Raw genomic sequence first — 16,043 nt, 5'->3', positions numbered from 1 at the left:
CCTCTCCCAGAGGGAGAGGGAGAAACCGATGCCAGCCGGATGATCCACTCTCCCTTTGGGAGAGGGGGAGAGTGAGGGACTTACGCGGCGTTGCCCTGCTTGAGCGCATCAAAGGTCTGCAGCGCTTCGGCATTCTGCACCAGCGAATCGCGGCTGATTTCACTGATGGATTTCGCCCCGGTCAGCGTCATCGCCACTTTCATCTCTTTCTCGATAAGATTGAGCAGATTCGCCACCCCCTGCTTGCCGTGGGTCGCCAGCGCGTACAGATACGCGCGGCCCAGCAGCACGCTGTCGGCGCCAAGGGCGATCATCCGCACCACGTCGAGACCGTTGCGGATGCCGCTGTCGGCGAGAATAGTGATGTCGCCTTTAACCGCATCGGCAATGGCGGGCAGGGCGCGGGCGGAAGAGAGCACGCCGTCAAGCTGGCGGCCGCCGTGGTTGGAGACGACAATGCCGTCAGCGCCGAAGCGCACCGCGTCGCGGGCGTCCTCCGGGTCGAGGATCCCTTTGATCACCATCGGGCCGTCCCAGAAATCGCGGATCCACTCCAGGTCTTTCCATGAAATTGACGGATCGAAATTATTCGCCAGCCAGCCGATGTAATCCTCAAGCCCGGTCGGTTTGCCGAGATAGGCGGAGATATTACCCAGATCGTGCGGGCGTCCGTTGAGGCCGACGTCCCATGCCCACTGTGGATGAGTGACGGCCTGCCAGTAGCGGCGCATGGCGGCATTCGGGCCGCTCATGCCAGAATGGGCGTCGCGATAGCGTGCGCCGGGGGTCGGCATATCCACGGTAAAGACCAGCGTGGAGCAGCCTGCGGCTTTAGCGCGCTCCAGCGCATTGCGCATAAATCCGCGATCGCGCAGGACGTACAGCTGGAACCACATCGGGCGTTTGATGGTCGGGGCGACCTCTTCAATCGGGCAAACGGAAACGGTAGAGAGGGTAAACGGGATGCCTTTGTCGTCCGCCGCGCCCGCCGCCTGCACTTCGCCGCGGCGCGCGTACATGCCACATAGCCCGACCGGCGCCAGCGCCGTCGGCATTGCCAGCTTCTCGTTGAATAACGTGGTCTCCAGGCTCAAATCCGACATATTGCGCAGAATGCGCTGGCGGAGCGCCACGTCGGAGAGGTCTTCAACGTTACGGCGCAGGGTGTGTTCGGCGTAGGCGCCGCCGTCGATATAGTGGAACAGAAACGGCGGCAGGATACGCTGTGCGGCGGCGCGATAGTCGCTGGCGGCGGAAATAATCATCACGAGTTCTCCCTGGAATTTTCATTGTGGTCACCGGGCAGGCGGGTAATGCGCGCCTGGCGGGCCTGGTCTTCATCAAAACGTTTAATGGTGGCGTGGACAAAACCGAGGTGGGCCATCATCGCCTGGCGCGCGCCTTCCGCGTCGCCGGCGAAGATCGCTTCCATCACCGCCTGATGTTGTTCGGTCAGACGCGCGAACACCGGCGGCACCAGATACATGCGCTGGCGGCTCTGCTTCACCGAGGATTGCAGAAGCTCGAAGAAACCGCGCATGGTTTGCAGCAGCACCACGTTATGCGAGGCTTCAGCGATCGCCAGGTGGAAGCGAACATCCGCCTGTGAGGCGAGATCCGGGTCATCGCTGAGGGTGGCTTCAAAACAGAGGCGGATTTTTTCTTTTTCGGCGTCGGTGGCTCGCATCGCCGCATGCCAGGCGGTGCTGGCTTCAATAGCGTGGCGGGCTTCGAGAATATCAAAACTGTAGTCGGGGTCGTCGGCGAGCAGCGTTTTCAGCGGCTGGACGATGTTTTGCTCCGACCAGGGCTCATGCTGCCAGCGCACGAAGGTGCCGCCGCCGCGACGGCTAAGCAGCACCCCTTCGTTGACCAGCATCGCCAGCGCTTCACGCAGCGAATTGCGTGAAACACCGAGCTGGACGGCAAGCTGGCGCTCGGCGGGCAAACGCATGCCCGCCTCCAGCTGTTGTTCTTCTATCAGCGCCCGGACGCGATTTGCGACGTCGTCAGCCAGGCGTTTTGGCATCACTTTCACGGAATCATCCAGGTTAAGACATACGCCTGTAGCGTGGTAATCAGGCCCACCATGCAGGTGAATATCAGACTGTGCTTGACGGTAAAGCGGAACAGGTCCGACTCTTTACCCACCAGGCCTACCGCGGCGCAGGCAATGGCGATCGACTGTGGCGAAATCATCTTGCCCGTCACCCCACCGGTGGTATTCGCGGCGACCAGCAGAATATCGGAGACGCCGATTTGCTGGGCTGCCGTCGCCTGCAGCGCGGCGAATAGCGCGTTAGACGAGGTATCCGAACCGGTCAGGAAAACCCCCAGCCAGCCGAGGAACGGCGAGAAGAAGGTAAACGCGTGGCCGGTATGCGCCAGCGCCAACGCCAGCGTCGATGACAGCCCGGAGTAGTTCGAGATAAAGGCGAACGCCAGCACCATGCCGATGGAGTAAATCGGCAGCGCCAGCTCTTTCAGCGTCCCGGCGAAGGTGGTCAGCGCATCCTTCGGCTTCATACGCAGCCAGACGATAGACAGTATAGCGGCGAACAGAATGGCGGTGCCGGTCGCCGACAGCCAGTCGAATTTATACACCGCGGCGTATGGCGTCGCGGCGCTCACCACCGGCGGCATACGGGCGACCATTTTGTCGAGGAACGGTACCGAAATATTAACCACGAAGTCATACATCGCCCCGCCCGGCGCAAACAGCGCTTTAAACGGCGGCACGCTCCACAGGGTGACGGTAGCGGTGAGGAACAGGAACGGTGACCAGGCGCGAATGACCTGACCGGCGGTGTAATGCGTGCGCGCCAGGGTTTGATCAACCTGCGCGGCGCCCATATCGCCAAAGCGGAAGATACGTACCGGCTGCCAGCGTTTGAGGAACAGCGTCAGGCATACCAGCGACACCAACGAAGAGATGATGTCCGGCAGTTCCGGGCCGAGGAAGTTGGAGCTGAGGTACTGCGCGATGGCGAACGAACCACCCGCGACCATCACCGCCGGCCACGTCTCTTTCACCCCGCGCCAGCCGTCCATAATCGCCATGATCCAGAACAGCACGATAATGGTCAGGAACGGCAGCTGACGGCCAACCATCTGGCCGATGGCGAAGCTATCGATGCCGGTGACCTGGCCGGCGACCAGAATCGGGATCCCCATGGCGCCGAAAGCCACCGGCGCGGTGTTAACAATCAGGCACAGCCCGGCGGCGTACAGCGGATTGAAGCCGAGCCCGACCAGCAGCGCGGCGGTAATCGCCACCGGCGCGCCGAAACCAGCGGCCCCTTCGAGGAAGGCGCCAAAGGAGAAGCCGACAATCAGCATCTGCAGGCGCTGATCCGGCGTAATCGAAAGAATCGACGAGCGGATAATGTCGAACTGCCCGGTCTTCACCGAGATTTTATAGACGAAGACCGCGGCGATAATAATCCACGCGATAGGCCACAGGCCGTAGAAGAAGCCGTATACCACCGACGATAAGGCGCGATCGACCGGCATTTTGTAGAACAGCAGGGCGACAAGCAGCGCGATGGCTACGGTCCAGGTGGCGGCGATATAGCCTTTAAGCTTGAGCTTAATCAGGGCGAAAAAGAAAAACAGAATCGGCAGTGAGGCGATAAGGCTCGATAGCCAGATATTACCAGCCGGATCGTAATTTTGTTGCCAGAGGTTCATGCAGGTCTCCATCGGGCCACATCCAGTGCGTCAGGTTGGGTCTGCGCCCATTGCCGATCACACTGTTTGTAAAATTGGCCCAGCCAAATTGCGATTGTAGGGTTAACGACAATTGATGGTTAACCAAATGTTATGATGTGGCAACGCGTTTGTGATGCAAAGTGATGGATATGTGAACCGATTGACGGTTTAAGAAATAATTGGTTGGGCCAATTTGGTGGGGAAGGAGAAATTGGCTGTGAGTTCACGGCCCGGTAGGGCTACCGGGTAATAGACGACGAACTCACAGCGGGCAAAAGATTAAAACTCGCTCTTCGCGAAGCCGGTCATCTCTTTGAGGCCCATTTCGCGGCCCAGCGCGGTCATCGGGTGGACGACAACCAGTCCGCGCACGCTTTTCTTCAGCTTGCCCATATCGGCCTGCTCTTTCTTGGTAATAGCGCGACGGTGCGGCATGCTCATCAGCTTCTGCGCTTCTTTGCTCAGCTTCTGCGACTGGACGGAACGCAGACGTTCGATTTCCGTTTCCAGGGTCGCTTTTTCTTTTTCCAGCTCCGCGTATTTATCGGCGGCTTCGACCAGCGACAGGTCGGCCTGCTGGTGGCGGATGGCGTCGAGACGGTCGCTCAAACGCTTGATTTCATTCTTTTCGACTTCTTTCATGGTAATTTTATCTGTGAATAAAAGGGCTTCGACGTTACATAGTATGGGCCGGGCGGGCCTTTGTTGATAGTTTTTTATCGAAATACTCGCGGCTATACGGCCATAAGCATGAGACCAGATAGATTATAATTATTTGAAAAATAATGATATTGTCGTTTTAATTAAGCTGTTTGTCATTTTTGTGAAGCCTGACGGCCATTCCGCACGTTTTCCTCAACTTGCTCCCTTTTTTTCGCCAATCCTTAATAAGATCCCCCTGAACAGAGGAGAGCGTGATGGCGAAAATCGGCGACGGCGTACCACGTATCATCGATAAAACGGTAGATTTCATGGCCTCGAGCCAGGCGTTTATGGAATATCTGAAAAAATGCCCGCGTTTACAGCGGATACCGCGCGATATTCCTGAGGATAAAAAGGAGCTATTCCTGAGTCGTCTGGAGTATTACCGGCAGCTGTACCGGCCGACGTGCGACCAGCAAGAAACGGAGTCAGAGCGTTGATTTCTGGAAGGCTTTTTTTAAGCTGATTCGAGAAATCAGCTCAGTCAGAGACAACACCATCGTTGAACGTACCATCTGCTGGTAGCGCAGTTTCTGCATTGCCAGCAGTTCCCTATCGCTCTCATCAAACAGCGGCGTCGGCGGAAGCGCGGCGACGCAGTGCAGTTCGCCTAACGGCCCGAGAATTTCATCATCGGTGAAAGTGTACTCATTACCGTCATGATTGAGCTCTTCACGCAGCGCCATCAATAGCTCGGCATCTTCGTATTCGGCGCGGCTTATCACCCCAAGGCCGTAGATAAGCTTCAGGCGTACGGAAAGGTCGCCCAGCGGCCCACTGCCATCCAGCAATGGCTCCACTGCGTATTTCACCGCGTAATCGTCTTTGCGGAATACCTGAAGTACCAGAATATTGACCGCCTCCGTCAGGAGTTCGACGGCGGCTATCAGGAAACTTCTTACGGTCTTACCAGCATTTAAACGCTCAAGTACGCGGTTTTCAAATGCCTGTGTTTCTTCCATTATTGCCTGCATATCGGACAGGAGTGGTATTGGGCGCGGCATCGGCCGCGCCAGGTTGTACATCATTTTACCGCGTTGTAGTCGTTAACGGCTTCCGCCACTACCGCGCTTGCCGCATCCAGGCCGGAAATCTGCGCCAGCGCGGCCTGTGGGCCTTTTTCGCTAATCAGCGCCGCCAGCTCCTGCGCCTGCGGATCGTCTTCGCTGCGGAAATGCATCGCCGCGGCAATCCCTTTTACCAGGTTCCGGTGCGGCAGTCCGTATTCCAGCGTGCCAAGCAGCGGCTTGATCAAACGATCGCCCGCGCTCAGTTTACGCAGCGGCTGGCGGCCGACGCGCTCCACATCATCTTTCAGATACGGGTTCTCAAAGCGACCAAGGATCTTCTGGATATAAGCCGCGTGTTTCTGCGCATCAAAGCTGTAGCGTTTGATCAGCACCGCGCCGCTCTCTTCCATTGCGCCTTTTACGACGGCGCGAATGTTCTCATCAAGAATCGCGTCGCGAATCGTTTGATGGCCCGCCAGTTTCCCGAGGTAGGCGGTTATAGCATGCCCGGTGTTTAAGGTGAATAGCTTACGTTCGACAAATGCCATCAGGTTATCGGTTAATTCCATTCCTGGGATGTTCGGCAACTCGCCCTTAAACTGGGTTTTATCCACAATCCATTCGCTGAAGGTTTCAACGGTGACTTCCAGCGGATCGTTGGTGGCGGAAGCCGACGGCGGCACGATACGGTCTACGGCGGAATCGACGAAGCCGATATGCGTTTCAACCCACGATTTATCTTCTTCCGCCAGCGCGTTAAACACATGGCCTTTCAGCTGGGTGGTGCCGCGTACCATGTTTTCGCAGGCGATGATATTCAGCGGGCGTTCAATACCCTGCGCTTTGCGTTTCAACAGGCCTTTGGCGATGGCCGGAGCGATACGCTCCAGAACGACGGGACCGACGGCGGTGGTCACCAGGTCGACATCGGCGATCAGATCCACCACTTCATCGCCAATGCTGCTGACGGCATTCACGCCGGAGACGGTGTCAACCTGTTCGTTTTCGCCCACTACGTGAACCTGATAGCTATGACGGGCATTCAGGGCGTCAAGGACCACCTGATTGACATCGGCGAACGTGAGGGTGATACCGGCGTCAGCCAGCAGTTTGCCAATGAAGCCACGTCCGATATTACCTGCGCCAAAATGTAATGCTTTCATAGTATTAACCTTCAATTAATGTTTTTACCTGAGAGGGCTGGGGTGAGGCTTTTCCCTCACCCCAACCCTCTCCCAAAGGGAGAGGGCGTGGAGCGTTGTGGTTATTTATTCAGCAACGACAGGACTTCTTCGACGCTGGTGGTTTTCGCCAGCCGCTCAATCACGGTTTCATCATCCAGCGCGTTGGTAAGGCTAGTGATAACGTGAATGTGTTCGTTGTTGCGAGCGGCGATACCGATGACCAGACGCGCGACTTCATCTTCTTCTTCGCCGAAGCGCACGCCTTCCGGATACTGGCAGAAGACGACGCCGGTTTTCAGCACCCGGTCTTTCGCTTCGATGGTACCGTGCGGTACGGCGATGGATTCGCCAAGATAGGTCGAGGTCAGCTTCTCGCGGTCAAGCATCGCCTGCACGTATTCCGGCTCAACGTATCCGCCTTTCACCAGTTGTTCACCGGCGAAGCGAATCGCCTCTTCTTTGGTGGCCGCTTTACGCCCCAGGAAGATGTTATCCGCGCCCAGCTGGAACAGGTTTTTGTCGTCATTATCAAAGCTATCTTTCAGGCTATCGGTGACCTTTACTTCGTTGTCGATGTGGCGCTGCGCCGCAACCAGACGCTCGGTCAGGCTGGTGTACAGGCCGCTGTCGAGGAAGTTGGTCAGCGAAATATGCTGCGCCTGCGGTACCTGGCGCATGGCGCGCTCGGTCAGGTCGCGGTGGGTGATCACCAGATCGACATCCGGCGGCAGATTGTTAATCGCGCTGTTGGTGACCGAAATGTTGCTCAGTCCGGCATCCTGCACCTTCTTACGCAGTACCCCGGCGCCCATGGCGCTGGAACCCATACCGGCGTCGCAGGCAACGATGATTTTACGCACGTGGCTCAGGTCGTTAGCCACGTCGCCCGCGGCCAGCGGCGTCGCCGCGCCTTTGGACTCGGCTTTCATGTCGTGCATGCGACGGGTTGCGGCTTCGATATCGTCTTCTTCTTTCACTTTGCTGGTTTTCAGCAGGATAGCAGAGACAATAAAGGAGACCGCCATCGCCGCAATAATGGCCGCGATGTTAGCGAAGTAGGCGCCTTTTGGCGTCATCGCCAGTACCGCCAGAATGGAACCTGGGGAAGCCGGAGAAACCAGGCCGCCGTTGAGGATAGTCAGGGTGAAGACGCCGGTCATACCGCCGAGGATAACGGCCAGAATCAGACGCGGGTTCATCAGCACGTACGGGAAGTAAATTTCGTGAATACCGCCCAGGAAGTGAATGATTGCCGCACCGCCCGCAGACTGCTTCGCGCTGCCGCGGCCAAAGAACATATACGCCAGCAGGACGCCCATCCCCGGACCCGGGTTAGCTTCAATCAGGAAGAAGATGGATTTGCCAAGCTCATGGGACTGCTGAATACCCAGCGGCGAGAAGATACCGTGGTTAATCGCGTTATTGAGGAACAGGATTTTCGCCGGTTCAACAAAGATAGACGCCAGCGGCAGCATGTCGTGCGCCACCATGAAGTTAACGCCGGCCGCCAGCAGTTTTGACAGCACTTCAACCGCCGGGCCAATGCCGAGGAACGCCAGAATGGCAAGGATCATCCCGATGATACCGGCGGAGAAGTTATTCACCAGCATTTCGAAACCGGATTTGATCTTACCGTCTACCCAGGCGTCAAATTTCTTGATGCAGTAGCCGCCGAGCGGACCGGCGATCATCGAACCGAGGAACATCGGCATATCCGCGCCGACGATAACGCCCATGGTGGTGATAGCGCCGACGACGCCGCCGCGTTCGCCGCCCACCAGCTTACCGCCGGTATAACCGATCAGCAGCGGCAGCAGATAGGTGATCATCGGGCCGACCAGCTTCGCCAGCGTCTCGTTCGGCAACCACCCTGTTGGAATAAATAACGCGGTGATAATCCCCCACGCGATAAACGCGCCGATATTCGGCATCACCATATTGCTGAGGAAACGACCAAAGCTTTGCACTTTGATCTTGATATCGGATGACATAAAACACCCCTTCTTCTGTTTTGCTTATCGCGCAGGCTGAACGCCCGAGGTTTGTTGTTAATGTGGCGGCAGAGGTAGCCGGACCCTGATTGATAGTGCGAAATCTGGCACTGAATCGTTAAGCTGTCCAGCAAGTGACTTTTTATGTGATGTGCATCACATGAATATAGGGGGCTGGTACTTATATGTAGTGATCGTAATCACAAAAATGATGTGTAAAAAAACAACAACACGTAATGGGAGGCCATAAATCGCATATTTATGTGATGTTTGTCACATTATAACTTTGCTGTTTTGTTATTTGTTTGTGATATGCGTCACAAAATATTTTGCGCTCAATTCCGTCATGTGTGATCTGCGGCAGGTTCTGTCTTCCCCAACGGCCAACGATGTAACTTTGCAACTCGCCTGCATGAAGAACATTTTTTGCCGCTGATGGCGGAAATGAATACGGTGAATTATGCTCAAATTGTCAGCCAGGCGCCGCTTCGCGGTCGCTCACAATTCCAATAATCTATTAGCGTGAATCGAGGAAATTATGTTTCTCAATTATTTTGCGCTGGGCGTTCTGATCTTCGTTTTTCTGGTTATTTTTTACGGGATTATTATTTTGCACGATATTCCGTACCTGATTGCGAAGAAGCGTAATCATCCGCACTCTGACGCAATTCACGTCGCGGGGTGGGTCAGCCTGTTTACGCTGCACGTAATATGGCCATTTTTATGGATCTGGGCCACCCTCTATCAGCCGGAGCGCGGCTGGGGAATGCAGCATAAGCCGAATGAAGCAGGGTCTGATGATGCCGACAGCGAGCTGGCGCAGCTCAATCAGCGTATCGCTGAACTCGAACATAAAATCGCGCATCTGCAGCCGACAGCGCCGCCATCCTCGACGGAGAAATAATCATGGACCTGTTGATCATTTTGACGTACGTGGCCATTGCGTGGTCGGTATTTAAAATATTCCGTATTCCGGTAAATAAATGGACGGTCCCGACCGCGGCCCTGGGCGGCGTATTTATTGTTAGCGCGCTTATTTTATTGATGAACTATAACCACCCTTATACTTTTACGGCGCAGAAAGCGGTTATTTCCATTCCTATTACGCCGCAGGTTACCGGCATTGTCAGCAGCGTGACCGATAAAGCCAACCAGCGGGTGAAAAAGGGCGAGGTATTATTTACTATCGACCCGGCGCGCTACCAGGCGCGTGTCGACCGACTGCAGGCCGATCTGGTCACCGCATTGCACAGTATCAACACCCTGAAAGCCCAACTGCAGGAAGCGCAGGCGAACACCGTGCGCGTTTCCGCCGAGCGCGACCGGCTGTATAAAGATTATCAGCGCTATTTGAAAGGCAGCCAGGCGCGGGTCAACCCGTTTTCGGAAAGCGATATCGATAATGCCCGGCAAAACTACCTTGCCCAGGATGCATTGGTGAAAGCCTCCGTCGCCGAGCAGGCGCAGATTCAGAGCCAACTGGATAGCACGCTGAATGGTGAACAGTCGCAGGTGGTGAGCCTGCGCGCGCAGTTGGCGGAAGCGAAATATAATCTCGATCAGACCACCGTCCGGGCGCCGAGCGATGGCTACATTACCCAGGTACTGATTCGCCCGGGAACCTACGCCGCGTCGCTGCCGCTGCGCCCGGTGATGGTCTTTATTCCGCAACAAAAACGGCTGATTGTCGCCCAGTTCCGCCAGAATTCGTTGCTCAGGCTGGAAGCCGGCGATGATGCCGAAGCGGTGTTTAACGCACTGCCAGGGCAGGTATTCCACGGTAAACTGGTAAACGTATTGCCGGTGGTGCCGGGGGGGACTTATCAGGCGCAGGGATCGCTGCAGTCGCTGAGCGTCACGCCGGGTACCGATGGCGTGCTGGCGACGATTGAACTGGATCCCGATGCGCAAGTCGATGCGCTGCCCGACGGCATCTACGCCCAGGTAGCGGTCTATTCCGACCATTTCACCCACGTGTCGGTGATGAGAAAAGTGCTGCTGCGCATGACCAGCTGGATGCACTACCTCTATCTCGATCATTAATGCGATCGGCGGCAGGTTGAGACAACGTCGCGCCTGCCATTTGCCTGCGCCTGAACCATACTGATCTTTTCGTTGGCGAAAGGAGCAGGCAATGAAACTTATCGGCAGCTATACCAGTCCTTTTGTACGTAAAATTTCCGTCATCTTGCTGGAAAAGGCGATTCCCTTCGAGTTTGTGAACGAACTCCCCTATAACGACGTCAACGGCGTGGCGCAGTACAACCCGCTGGGTAAAGTCCCGGCGCTGCTGACCGATGACGGCGCGTGCTGGTTTGATTCGCCCATTATTGCGCAATATCTGGAACTGCTTAACGTCGCGCCGGCGATGCTGCCCGCGGAACCTCTGGCGGCGCTGAAGATACGCCAGCTGGAAGCCTTATCTGACGGCATCATGGAGGCGGCGATCGCGCTGGTGCGGGAAAAAGCGCGTCCGGCGGCCCAGCAGTCAGAAACCGAGCTGCTCCGCCAGCGGGAAAAAATCGCCCGCGGTCTTGATATGTTGGAAGGGTATGCCGCCGACGGTACCTTGCGTAATGGTGAACTGAATCTGGCGACCATTACTGCCGCCTGCGCCATTGCTTATCTGAATTTCCGTCGCGTGGCTCCCGGATGGTGCGCGACGCGGCCAAAACTGGTCAAACTGGTCGAGACCTTATTTCAGCGCACCAGTTTTGCGCGTACCGAACCGCCAGGGAGTTGACCCAGGCAGGTAACAGTTTCCTCGCGCAGGCGTTACAATCGCCACTCATTGTTGACTCCCTCTCCCGTCGGGAGGGGGGAAAATAACTTATCGTCAGGTTCACTCATGTCTACCGATACTCGCGCGCTTTATACCCGGCTTCCGGCCATTGATCGTTTACTTCGCGATCCCGCTTTTGCTTTACTGCTCGATCGTCATGGCCATTCGCAAATCGTGGCGCTGCTGCGCCAGATGTTGGATGAGGCGCGGGAGCATATCCGCCAGGCGCAGGCATTGCCAGAGTGGTGCGACGACTGGCCGCAAGAGACCGCCAGCCGGCTGAATCTTAACCAGCAGAGCGCGCTGCGTCCGGTATTCAACCTCACGGGCACCGTGCTGCACACCAATCTGGGGCGCGCAATCCAGGCGGAAGCCGCGGTACAGGCGGTAGCGCAGGCGATGCGCGCGCCGGTCACGCTGGAATACGATCTCGACGATGCCGGACGCGGTCATCGCGACCGGGCATTGGCCGATCTGCTGTGCCGCATTACCGGCGCGGAAGATGCCTGTATCGTCAATAACAACGCGGCGGCGGTGCTGCTGATGCTGGCGGCGACGGCCAGCGGGAAAGAAGTGGTGGTCTCGCGCGGCGAACTGGTCGAGATCGGCGGCGCATTTCGCATCCCCGACGTCATGCGCCAGGCCGGCTGTCTGCTGCATGAAGTGGGCACCACTAACCGCACCCACGGCAAAGATTATCGTCAGGCTATCAATGAGCAGACCGCCCTGCTGATGAAAGTGCATACCAGCAACTACAGCATTGAAGGTTTTACCAAAGCGATTGATGAAGCGGAACTGGCGGAAATTGGCCGCGAATATGGCGTACCGGTGGTGGCCGATCTCGGCAGCGGCTCGCTGGTGGATTTGAGCCAGTACGGTTTACCGAAAGAGCCGATGCCGCAGGAATTGATTGCCGCGGGCGTGAACCTGGTGAGCTTTTCCGGCGATAAGCTGCTCGGCGGGCCGCAGGCGGGGATTATCGTCGGCGACAGGTCGCTGATCGCGAAGTTACAGAGTCATCCGCTTAAGCGCGCGCTGCGGGCGGATAAAATGACCCTGGCGGCGCTGGAGGCGACTCTGCGCCTGTATTTGCATCCGGAAGCGCTGGCCGACGAGCTGCCGACGCTACGCTTGCTAACTCGCCGCGCCGAGGATATTCGCCAGCAGGGCGAGCGCATACAGCCTGGGCTGGCGGCGCACTATAGCGATTTTGAGGTGCGCGTTGAAGCGTGTTTGTCGCAGATTGGCAGCGGGTCGTTGCCGGTCGACCGACTGCCCAGCGCCGCGTTAACCTTTACGCCGCGCGATGGTCGCGGCAGCCAGCTGGAAGCGCTGGCCGCCCGCTGGCGCGCCTTACCGATACCGACGATCGGCAGAATCTATGATGGCCGTCTGTGGCTGGATCTGCGCTGTCTTGAAGATGAACCCCGGTTTATGGAGATGTTATTGAGATGATTATTGCCACCGCCGGTCATGTGGACCACGGCAAAACCACGCTGCTGCAGGCGATTACCGGCGTCAACGCCGATCGCCTGCCGGAAGAGAAATCACGCGGGATGACTATCGATCTCGGCTACGCCTATTGGCCGCAGCCCGATGGCCGGGTGTTGGGTTTTATCGATGTTCCGGGGCATGAAAAGTTTTTGTCCAACATGCTGGCCGGCGTGGGCGGGATCGATCACGCGCTGTTGGTGGTGGCCTGTGATGACGGCGTGATGGCGCAAACCCGCGAGCATCTGGCGATTCTGCAGTTAACGGGAAAACCGACGTTAACCGTCGCGTTGACCAAAACGGACCGCGTGGAAGCGGCCCGCGTTGCCGAAGTTCGGGCGCAGGTAGAATCCACGCTGAGCGAGCTGGGGTTCGATGCCGCTGCTTTTTTCGCCACCGCGGCGACGGAAAATCTCGGCATTGCCGAACTGCGCAGCCATTTGCTTCAGCTGGCTGAGCGCGAGCATCCGCGACAGCAGCGTTTTCGTCTGGCGCTGGATCGCGCCTTTACCGTCAAGGGCGCGGGGCTGGTGGTTACCGGGACGGCGTTATCCGGCGAGGTAAAAATCGGCGATACCCTCTGGCTGACCGGCGCCAATAAACCCATGCGCGTCCGCGGGCTGCATGCGCAGAATCAGCCGGTTGAACAGGCGCGGGCCGGGCAGCGTATCGCGCTGAACATCGTCGGCGACGCGCAAAAAGAGGATCTCAGCCGCGGCGACTGGCTGCTCTCGGCGCAACCTGCAGAACCTTGCGAGCGGGCGATTGTCGAGCTCACCTGCCACGCGCCCCTCAGCCAGTGGCAGTCGCTGCATATCCACCATGCCGCCAGCCATATCACCGGCCGCGTTTCGCTACTGGAAGGCAATTTGGCCGAGCTGGTGCTGGATACTCCGCTGTGGCTGGCGGATAACGATCGCCTGGTGTTGCGCGATATCTCCGCCCGTTTGACGCTGGCTGGCGCGCGGGTGGTGACGCTGAATCCGCCGCGCCGCGGTAAACGCAAACCGGAATATCTGCAGTGGCTCTCTTTGCTCGCCGCCGCGCGAGACGACGCGCAGGCGTTGGATATTCATCTGCAGCGTGATGCGGTGCGTCTTGACGAGTTTGCCTGGGCGCGGCAGCTGAGCGCCGACGGCCTGACGGCATTAATTAACCGTCCGGATTATCTGCAGGCCGGTAACAGTTTGCTTAGCGCGCCGCTGGCCGCCCGCTGGCAGAAAAAGCTGCTCGACGCGCTGGCCCGTTATCACGACCAGCATCGCGATGAGCCGGGGCCCGGTCGTGAACGCCTGCGGCGAATTGCGCTGCCGATGGAAGATGAAGCGCTGGTGCTGCTGTTGATTGAACAGATGCGCAGCAGCGGCGTCATTCAAAGCCATCACGGCTGGCTGCACCTGCCGGAGCATAAAGCCGGATTTACCGATGAGCAGCAGGCCATCTGGCAGCGCGTGGAACCGCTCTTCGCCGATGAGCCATGGTGGGTACGCGACCTGGCGCGCGATCTGAACGTCGAAGAGTCGTTGATGCGCGCGGTGCTGCGGCAGGCGGCGCAGCAGGGGATGATTACGGCGATCGTAAAAGATCGTTATTATCGCAACGATCGCATCGTTGAATTTGCGCAGTTGATCCGCCGCCTGGATCTGCAGCGCGGTTCCACCTGCGCAGCGGATTTTCGCGATACGCTAAATATTGGCCGTAAACTGGCGATTCAAATTCTTGAATATTTCGACCGCATTGGCTTTACCCGCCGTCGTGGTAACGATCATCTTCTCCGCGACGCGCTGTTATTCCCTGAAAATAAAAACGGCGAATAATAACGCAAATGAAAAATTAAGCCGGTAATGTTTAACAGTACGTTAAAAATGAAAATATTAACGTACTGTTTTTCATCCAATTTCTTGCCAAAAATGGCGTTCAGGTCATGTTTTTTATTGCGACATCCTCGTACCCTTCCATGATATTCACCTAAATGAAGGAATCATCATGGCTGCATCGACTTTTTATATTCCGCCAGTAAACGTTATTGGCGCTGGTTCTGTTACTGAAGCGATGAATACTATCCAGCAATACGGATATCGTCGGGCATTAATCGTCACCGACGCGATGCTGAATAAATTAGGTATGGCGGGTGAAGTACAAAAGGCGTTGCAGGAACGGGATATCTTCAGCGTGGTGTATGACGGCGTGCACCCGAACCCGACGACTCTGAACGTCGAAAACGGCCTGGCGCTGCTGAAAGAGAATAACTGCGACTGCGTGATTTCTCTGGGCGGCGGTTCGCCGCACGATTGCGCGAAAGGGATCGCGCTGGTCGCGGCAAACGGCGGCAACATCCGTGACTATGAAGGGGTGGACCGTTCGGCAAAACCGCAACTGCCGATGATCGCTATCAATACCACCGCCGGTACGGCTTCTGAAATGACCCGCTTCTGCATCATCACCGATGTCGATCGCCACATCAAAATGGCGATTGTCGATAAGCACGTGACGCCGGTTCTGTCGGTTAACGACTCTTCGCTGATGATGGGGATGCCGAAATCACTGACCGCCGCTACCGGTATGGACGCGCTGACTCACGCTATCGAAGCCTATGTTTCTATCGCGGCGACGCCGATCACCGATGCCTGCGCGTTGAAAGCGATGACCATGATTTCACAGAATTTAACTCACGCAGTGGAAGATGGCGGTAATGAACAGGCGCGTGAAGCAATGGCCTATGCGCAGTTCCTCGCCGGGATGGCCTTCAACAACGCGTCGCTGGGCTATGTCCACGCGATGGCGCACCAGCTGGGCGGCTTCTACGATCTGCCGCACGGCGTCTGCAACGCCGTCCTGCTGCCATTCGTGCAGGAGTATAACTGCAGCGTCGCCGCCGTGCGTCTGCGTGACTGCGCGCAGGCGATGGGCGTGAACGTTGCCGGGCTAAACGATAAACAGGGGGCGGAAGCCTGCATCGCGGCTATCCGCGAGCTGGCGCGTAAAGTCGGCATTCCGGCCGGTCTGCGCGATCTGAACGTTAAAGAAGAGGATATTCCGCTGCTGGCCAGCAACGCGCTGAAAGATGCCTGCGGTTTAACCAATCCGATTCAGGCGACCCACGAAGAAATCATGGCGATTTTCCGCGCCGCGATGTAAAACAAAAAGCGCCCGGCCTTTGCTGCCGGGCGTT

Annotated in this window: 14 protein-coding genes; 7 read left to right on the top strand and 7 right to left on the bottom strand. The window is 57.2% G+C overall.

What is annotated here, in order from left to right; all coding sequences use genetic code 11:
• Window positions 1–80: 80 nt before the first annotated feature.
• The 4 genes from lldD to PGR23_RS12610 all read right to left on the bottom strand — a co-directional run bounded on the left by lldD (window position 81) and on the right by PGR23_RS12610 (window position 4,353).
• Window positions 81–1,265 (bottom strand): FMN-dependent L-lactate dehydrogenase LldD, encoded by a 1,185-nt coding sequence (lldD, locus tag PGR23_RS12625; RefSeq protein ID WP_015369183.1) that lies wholly within the window; start codon window positions 1,263–1,265, stop codon window positions 81–83.
• On the bottom strand, window positions 1,265–2,038 hold the full coding sequence (gene lldR, locus PGR23_RS12620) for a transcriptional regulator LldR (protein ID WP_015369184.1): 774 nt from the start codon (window positions 2,036–2,038) through the stop codon (window positions 1,265–1,267). Before lldR ends, lldD begins: the two co-directional genes overlap by 1 nt.
• The gene (lldP, locus tag PGR23_RS12615; RefSeq protein ID WP_042893619.1) at window positions 2,035–3,690 is read right to left on the bottom strand and encodes an L-lactate permease; all 1,656 of its coding nucleotides are present in this window, start codon (window positions 3,688–3,690) and stop codon (window positions 2,035–2,037) included. Before lldP ends, lldR begins: the two co-directional genes overlap by 4 nt.
• Before the next feature lie 300 nt (window positions 3,691–3,990).
• Window positions 3,991–4,353: a YibL family ribosome-associated protein gene (locus tag PGR23_RS12610; RefSeq protein ID WP_015369186.1), complete on the bottom strand. Its 363-nt coding sequence runs from the start codon at window positions 4,351–4,353 to the stop codon at window positions 3,991–3,993.
• Window positions 4,354–4,628: 275 nt separating this feature from the next.
• On the opposite strand from PGR23_RS12610, the gene PGR23_RS12605 reads away from it, so the two are divergent.
• A complete protein-coding gene (locus PGR23_RS12605; RefSeq protein ID WP_045390655.1) occupies window positions 4,629–4,853 on the top strand; it encodes a hypothetical protein in 225 nt (74 codons plus the stop codon).
• Here the strand turns inward: PGR23_RS12605 and mtlR are convergent.
• The 3 genes from mtlR to mtlA form a co-directional block, all read right to left on the bottom strand.
• Entirely contained in the window at window positions 4,842–5,438 is a 597-nt protein-coding gene (gene mtlR / locus PGR23_RS12600) for a mannitol operon repressor MtlR (RefSeq protein ID WP_045390658.1), read from the bottom strand. The two genes, PGR23_RS12605 and mtlR, sit on opposite strands and share 12 nt — an antisense overlap.
• The gene (mtlD, locus tag PGR23_RS12595; RefSeq protein WP_047047677.1) at window positions 5,438–6,586 is read right to left on the bottom strand and encodes a mannitol-1-phosphate 5-dehydrogenase; all 1,149 of its coding nucleotides are present in this window, start codon (window positions 6,584–6,586) and stop codon (window positions 5,438–5,440) included. Before mtlD ends, mtlR begins: the two co-directional genes overlap by 1 nt.
• Window positions 6,587–6,687: 101 nt before the next feature.
• A complete protein-coding gene (mtlA, locus tag PGR23_RS12590) occupies window positions 6,688–8,598 on the bottom strand; it encodes a PTS mannitol transporter subunit IICBA (protein WP_047047680.1) in 1,911 nt (636 codons plus the stop codon).
• Window positions 8,599–9,136: 538 nt separating this feature from the next.
• Here mtlA and PGR23_RS12585 point away from each other — a divergent pair.
• The 6 genes from PGR23_RS12585 to yiaY all read left to right on the top strand — a co-directional run bounded on the left by PGR23_RS12585 (window position 9,137) and on the right by yiaY (window position 16,009).
• Window positions 9,137–9,502 (top strand): DUF3302 domain-containing protein, encoded by a 366-nt coding sequence (locus PGR23_RS12585; protein WP_045390667.1) that lies wholly within the window; start codon window positions 9,137–9,139, stop codon window positions 9,500–9,502.
• A gap of 2 nt (window positions 9,503–9,504) precedes the next feature.
• Window positions 9,505–10,641: an HlyD family secretion protein gene (locus PGR23_RS12580; protein WP_042893612.1), complete on the top strand. Its 1,137-nt coding sequence runs from the start codon at window positions 9,505–9,507 to the stop codon at window positions 10,639–10,641.
• A gap of 91 nt (window positions 10,642–10,732) precedes the next feature.
• Window positions 10,733–11,341 carry a glutathione S-transferase gene (locus PGR23_RS12575; protein ID WP_047078823.1) on the top strand — a complete coding sequence of 203 codons (609 nt, stop codon included), beginning with the start codon at window positions 10,733–10,735 and terminating at the stop codon, window positions 11,339–11,341.
• 105 nt (window positions 11,342–11,446) lie between these two features.
• The gene (gene selA, locus PGR23_RS12570; RefSeq protein WP_396279314.1) at window positions 11,447–12,835 is read left to right on the top strand and encodes an L-seryl-tRNA(Sec) selenium transferase; all 1,389 of its coding nucleotides are present in this window, start codon (window positions 11,447–11,449) and stop codon (window positions 12,833–12,835) included.
• Window positions 12,832–14,688: a selenocysteine-specific translation elongation factor gene (gene selB, locus PGR23_RS12565; RefSeq protein ID WP_045390675.1), complete on the top strand. Its 1,857-nt coding sequence runs from the start codon at window positions 12,832–12,834 to the stop codon at window positions 14,686–14,688. Before selA ends, selB begins: the two co-directional genes overlap by 4 nt.
• 169 nt (window positions 14,689–14,857) lie before the next feature.
• Window positions 14,858–16,009, top strand: a complete 1,152-nt coding sequence (gene yiaY, locus PGR23_RS12560) for an L-threonine dehydrogenase (protein ID WP_316422792.1) — start codon at window positions 14,858–14,860, stop codon at window positions 16,007–16,009.
• The last annotated feature ends 34 nt before the right edge of the window (window positions 16,010–16,043 follow it).

The sequence above is a fragment of the Klebsiella sp. 141162 genome (assembly GCF_050600755.1).
In the GTDB taxonomy this organism is placed as follows: Bacteria; Pseudomonadota; Gammaproteobacteria; order Enterobacterales; family Enterobacteriaceae; genus Klebsiella; species Klebsiella aerogenes.
Note: the sequence above shows the minus strand (reverse complement) of the source record. Positions and strands in the feature narration are given on the sequence as shown.

Bases quoted from the DNA above. Each gene is read 5' to 3' on its own strand.
- lldD (WP_015369183.1), bottom strand. From the start codon at position 1,265: ATGATTATTTCCGCCGCCAGCGACTATCGCGCCGCCGCACAGCGTATC.
- lldP (WP_042893619.1), bottom strand. From the start codon at position 3,690: ATGAACCTCTGGCAACAAAATTACGATCCGGCTGGTAATATCTGGCTA.
- PGR23_RS12610 (WP_015369186.1), bottom strand. From the start codon at position 4,353: ATGAAAGAAGTCGAAAAGAATGAAATCAAGCGTTTGAGCGACCGTCTC.
- PGR23_RS12605 (WP_045390655.1), top strand. From the start codon at position 4,629: ATGGCGAAAATCGGCGACGGCGTACCACGTATCATCGATAAAACGGTA.
- mtlR (WP_045390658.1), bottom strand. From the start codon at position 5,438: ATGTACAACCTGGCGCGGCCGATGCCGCGCCCAATACCACTCCTGTCC.
- mtlD (WP_047047677.1), bottom strand. From the start codon at position 6,586: ATGAAAGCATTACATTTTGGCGCAGGTAATATCGGACGTGGCTTCATT.
- mtlA (WP_047047680.1), bottom strand. From the start codon at position 8,598: ATGTCATCCGATATCAAGATCAAAGTGCAAAGCTTTGGTCGTTTCCTC.
- PGR23_RS12585 (WP_045390667.1), top strand. From the start codon at position 9,137: ATGTTTCTCAATTATTTTGCGCTGGGCGTTCTGATCTTCGTTTTTCTG.
- PGR23_RS12580 (WP_042893612.1), top strand. From the start codon at position 9,505: ATGGACCTGTTGATCATTTTGACGTACGTGGCCATTGCGTGGTCGGTA.
- PGR23_RS12575 (WP_047078823.1), top strand. From the start codon at position 10,733: ATGAAACTTATCGGCAGCTATACCAGTCCTTTTGTACGTAAAATTTCC.
- selA (WP_396279314.1), top strand. From the start codon at position 11,447: ATGTCTACCGATACTCGCGCGCTTTATACCCGGCTTCCGGCCATTGAT.
- selB (WP_045390675.1), top strand. From the start codon at position 12,832: ATGATTATTGCCACCGCCGGTCATGTGGACCACGGCAAAACCACGCTG.
- yiaY (WP_316422792.1), top strand. From the start codon at position 14,858: ATGGCTGCATCGACTTTTTATATTCCGCCAGTAAACGTTATTGGCGCT.